Here is a 5,510-nt window from a genome sequence, read left to right as displayed (position 1 = left end):
CCAAAACCCATTCATTGAACGTTTTAATGTCGATCGGAAACAACCTTTTATCCATCTAAATACCATATTTATCGCCTCCAATATAATATTGCATCTTTTACATTATTTGGCAAAACCTTTGTTAACAGTGCCTAAGGATGATGGATACAATGTAGAAGGACAAGGTGATGGTCGCAAAGAGGAATCTTCGGCTGATTCCAGTAAAGCGACTGTTGACGACGCGGCCTCTAGTGGTTCCTCTAACCAAAATCAGTCAGTTCAGCAGCCTGATAGTGATGAGGTTGATCCTAAAATTGATAGGACGATAAGTAGAGAGAATGTTGATACTAATAAGTAATAGATATGGTAAAGCCCTTAATATATATAATCTTGCTTTTTTTGATTGCAAAATCATCCTATTCAAATTGTGGTGGTGGAGAAGGGCATTGTATACCTGCAAATGATTTTGGGACGGGCAGCACATTATGTATACCAGCTAATCCAGATGCGTTTAATACATCTGGTACTAATCTTGTTCGATCTATGCCAAAGGATCAGCAAATAGCCCCATGGGTAGATAGTGGTGTTTTCACAAAAGGGGATCCTGTTGATCCATTAGATCAATCTAGTGCTGCGTTAATGATCTCTATTAGTGGTAGTTGGTATCCATGGGGAAAGCTAAATAATATAAAGCGCTGTGATATGTTTGGTTGTGACCCAAATAAGGAGGGGCATAAAATTTGTTGGCCAAAAGGTATGGTTGTGGATGATAGCAAAGATTCAAATGGAGACTCGAACATTCCTTGTTATCTTACAAATGGATGGGGCTTATATGGTCTGATAGCACTTATACAAAACGATGGTAGTTATGCAGATCCGAATATACTTTCAAATGCTACAATCCTTCCATACTCACTGTTTAGGACTTTTAGAATAGATCCTATTGATGATAAAGGTAATAACCAAAGTGGTGAAGATAAAGAAATTTATTATAAGCTGAAATATACGCAACAATGTGATGAATTTGGGTGTAAAAAGGATATCCATAAGGAAGGAGGTGAATATGTAATGAGGGGTAGATTATTTTTTAAGATATTAGATAAGCACTATGAGGATAATGACGGTGAATATTTAGTAAATGTTATAAGCGGGGTTTATACAGAGAAGGGTATTATAGAACATGCAATTAATGTTATTGAAGACCATATTACCAAAATATCTGAAAAATTAAGGAATACTATCACTAAAGATATAAAACTCATTACAATGGTGAAAGTCTTACTGAGCCTATATGTGATGTTTACAGCAGTTGGCTTTGTTATGGGGGTGATTAAGATACAGCAAGGTGAGCTTGTGATGAGGTTTGTAAAGGTTGCTTTAATTTCAACATTAATATCCGATACGGGATGGGATTTTTTTGATACCTATCTTTTTGCCCTTATTAAAAATGTAGCTAAGGATGTTTCTAGCATGTTCATCAAGGCAACGCTTTTTTATGAAGATGGAAGGCCTATATACCACATGCCAAATACTGCAACGCCGCTTACTGTATATGATACAATATTAAAAATTCTAACTTCTACGCCAATACATGCAAAAACCTGGTCCCTGCTTTTTTACCAATGGAAATTGTATTGGATCCCATGCTTCTATACCGGGTTTATATTTATTATTGTAGCAGTACTAAGGTCTGTTGTTATTTACGCTATGATCGTGATGCAATGGGCTATATTGATGCTTGTGGCCCCAATATTTGTTCCTATGGTGCTATTTAAATGGACAAAAGAGCTTTTTGATACATGGCTTAAGCAATTAATATCATCTGCTATGCTATACTTACTTCTATCTGCTGGCGTAGCGCTTATGATGAGGATAGTATTTGGTCAGCTAACAGATCTGTTATCATATAAGGTTTGTTGGGAAAGTATTTGGAAATTAAGGATATTAGGTGCGACAATAATAGATTTAAAATTTTGGAACCCTAGTTCATCTACAGAGCTTCTAAATTCAGTGACGCCAATAAATTTCTTGGCATTTATAATAATGGCAATTGTATTTTACAATTTTGTCCAAAATATACCTCAATTAAGTGATGTATTATCCGGCTCACCTAGAATGCCTTCAAGCTCTATGCAAAGTTCAGTAGAGGGTGAATTTAATGAAAGTTTTGTAGGAAAGGTTGGAGCAAGCCTTAAAAAAGAAATAGCTCAGCATAATCCGATTGGTAAAGCCATTGATAGTAATAAGGTAACGAGAGCGGCGGTTGATGTATTCCATAAAGCTGGAAATGTTACTGATAATGTTGATAAAAAATTAAAAGGATAAATTAAAGTTGCATCATATCTTCGATAACCTACTCTAGGTAGAGTAGGTTAATTATTGGTATAGGTTATTATGTGTCCTGTTAGTGCTACATCTATTGATGATTTAAGCAGCAAGCTAAAAGAGGAGGAGATAGACGGTGAGAAGATGGAGTTGTTGAGCAATGCCGTGCTGGAACTCGTACACACTACGCATGATGCACTAAAATTGAGAGGGATGAATAAAGTGGCGGCAAATGTGACGATTGGTTTAGCGATTCAGGGGGATGGTAAGGATGGTGACGGTTTAGATGATATAAGAGGGGCTATAAATAGCCCTAGTTATGCTGCTTCTATTATAGGAGAAATTAAATCTGGTTGGGAGAAAATACGTAAGTTTATAGTAGAGGCCATGCGCTCTGCATTACGTACTATTATGTATAATTGGGAGCTTGTTAATGAACAAGATCCAGTTAAGAAGCAGGAATTAACGGACCTTCGGGAATTTGATTGGTATAGAAATGATCAAATGAAGGGGGTGATTAAACTTCCTTCAATGCTTCAATGGAATGGGGGCAGCTATGAATTGGGCAAAGATCGTTATTTAAGGGTCGTGGTTAGTGCTCGTGATCTTGCGCTATGTAAGAGAGTGTATGGTGAGGAGTTTTTCAATAAGTTATTAAGGGATTGCATGCCTGATACTGTAATTAATGAGGGTGATAGAGATTTTGTAGAAGCAGAAGGATTTGGCAAGATTATAGAGTTCCTTAATTACATACACCCCTTTGGAGAGGATTTTCATAAAGTAGCTCGTGATATAATTCTCTCTCGAGAGGGGCGTCTTAAAGTAGGAGAAATTCTAGGTATATTTAAAGATGGTGGGCTAGAAGAACTTATGCGTGATAATCTGGCGAAAGGGTTTATGAGTAAATTATATTATGATGTATACCCTGATAAGCGAGAGTTAAGGGGGAAATTTATGAGCGTTTTACTCAATTTAAGTGCGCTATCAAAAAGCGATTCTGCTAAACTATATATTGCGCAGTTATTAAATAGCGATAGTGATATCCTGGCTTATGCTCCAGATGATTTTCAAGTTTTTGTAGGGCTTTTGGAGGAATTCGGCGAAGATGCATATAAATATGCTATTAGCATTCAAGGTATAGACAAATTGCGCGTATTGAAAGAATATATAACAAAAATAACAAACCAATTTGGTGAGCAAGAAATACCGCCTTTGGTAAAGAGGCTTATGTTTTGCATTCCAGCTGAGCTTGGATCTGACCGAACAGAGTATGGGCAAATAATGAATGGTATTAATGATCTCTTGAAGTTGTATGATATGGATAAGTTAGAAGCTGTAGCGAATATTTTGAAAGATAATACAAAATTAAAAGAGTTTTTTGAGGCCGGGATATTTGGTATTGGGCCAATAAGGGATTTTGAGTCTCTAATTAAGAAAATTGATTTTTTATCAAAAATAGTTGAGTTGGGGTATAAAAACATAGCAAAGTGCATGCTTTACAGTTCTGAAAAATTTAATTTCTTAAACAACAAAGATAGTACTTATCTTGATAGACTAGATAAGCTAATTGGGGCTAATTATGCTCATATATATGAATTTACTACAAATCTGTTATTTGTTTCTCATAAAGTTTTAGAGGGCTATTTTAATTTTCTGCTTACGACAGAAAAAGTATTTGATGGGTCTGGGCTTGAGAATTATATCAAGTTAGCTAATAATATTGCTCAACTTCATTGTAACTCTTTAACTATACATGATGCCATAGCAGTTATAATAGAAAAGTATCCTGATAGAGCATTATCTATATTAGAGGTTATTTCTAAATTAGTTGATATTGCTAACTTAGATACCTTGAGCTTAAAAACATCTTACATGGATTCACTTAGTAATGTAGTTGCAAATATTGGTCCTAATGTTGATTCCAATAAAATTCATGAGTGTTGCAACTATTTGCTAGAGCTGCATAATTCCTTGCTGAAGAATGGCGCAAAACACTCTGACTTAATGACTTATAGTGAGCAAGCGCCTTATGTTGCGCTATTAATGATTCATTGTTCACTAAATACCGGGCAGATTGAGAAGTTATTCAAGTTGTATAAGGAGATAGGCTTTTATGGCCATAGGTTGGGTAAATGTTTATCTATTTTTGAGAATTTAAGTAAAGTTAATCCTAATATAGTCGGTTATATAGTGGATAATTTAACAATACCACAAAACCTTGCTACGCTGATAAAGGATGAGTGGTTAAATAATGACGAATTTGTATCAAAACTGAGCTTAATTATGGCAAACTTTGCTAGTACCGATAGTATTGGTGCTATGGACAATTTATTGAGCACACTTGTGAAATATGATAATAGAGAGCGGTGCGCGTATATAATTCAAAAAATTTATGAAGATCTTCCTAGGCAAACTGGTAATGCAGAGCATACGGCTGCTAATACAGGGCATACAACTGGTGATAATACAGAGAAAAATTATTATCAACGACTAAGAGGGATAAAAGGTGAGCAATCTTGTAAGGCTTTCTGTGAGGAGATATTGCGGGAAAGAAGTCATGCTATGGCTGTTAGATAATAATTAAAGAAAGCTAAAGGTGTTCTGGCTCACCTAGAATGCCTTCAAGCGCAATGCAAAGTGCGGTAGAGGGTGAATTTAATGAAAGTTTTATAGGAAAGAGATTGGAGCAAGTCTTGAAATTATTTGGTGTGTGATTTTATAGTATATGCGCTCTATATACTACAATGTGCAATTGGGATCTTATTAAGCGGGAATTAATGACATTCTGGGATTGGGTTGGTATAGAAATGATCAAATGATAATTAATCTGCTTTGTAGTTTCTAAATATATCTTCAATAATCCTTTATCAATTTGTGCATTAGATCAGTATATAAAAAGCCATGTTGCTGATTGCGAAATAACCTTATTGAGAAGGAGCTTATTTTCTGTATTCCTGACATATATTCAGTTAGCTTGGATAGCTTGTTTTATTTGAAGGTCTATGCTAATTCAGCTTAACTCACTATATAATAGAGAGTTAGAAGTGGGGCTGATATTTTTGCGAAAATCACCTAATTTAAAGGAGCTTTGTGAAGGAAATTTTGCCTATAGCTAAACCAGTATAAAATTGGTAAGATTATTGTTGTGTGATTGGTGAGAAGTAATGCATTGATAAAATGACGTATTCTGTACAATTTCGTAAGAA

The 5,510-nt window shown here is 35.2% G+C and carries 3 protein-coding genes; all 3 read left to right on the top strand.

Translation table 11 applies throughout. The features are described from left to right. The coding region (locus tag Cyrtocomes_RS05040) for a hypothetical protein (protein ID WP_322498103.1) at nucleotides 1-337 on the top strand (337 nt) is incomplete at its 5' end. Nucleotides 338-369: 32 nt separating this feature from the next. Continuing rightward, the gene (locus Cyrtocomes_RS05035) at nucleotides 370-2,304 is read left to right on the top strand and encodes a TrbL/VirB6 family protein (RefSeq protein ID WP_322498102.1); all 1,935 of its coding nucleotides are present in this window, start codon (nucleotides 370-372) and stop codon (nucleotides 2,302-2,304) included. Between the two features lie 69 nt (nucleotides 2,305-2,373). After that, a complete protein-coding gene (locus Cyrtocomes_RS05030) occupies nucleotides 2,374-4,881 on the top strand; it encodes a hypothetical protein (protein WP_322498101.1) in 2,508 nt (835 codons plus the stop codon). The last annotated feature ends 629 nt before the right edge of the window (nucleotides 4,882-5,510 follow it).

Source organism: Candidatus Cyrtobacter comes, assembly GCF_034470605.1.
Taxonomy (GTDB): domain Bacteria; phylum Pseudomonadota; class Alphaproteobacteria; order Rickettsiales; family Midichloriaceae; genus Cyrtobacter; species Cyrtobacter comes.
Note: the sequence above shows the minus strand (reverse complement) of the source record. Positions and strands in the feature narration are given on the sequence as shown.

Coding starts and splice junctions, on each gene's coding strand:
- Cyrtocomes_RS05030 (WP_322498101.1), top strand. CDS start 2,374: ATGTGTCCTGTTAGTGCTACATCTATTGATGATTTAAGCAGCAAGCTA.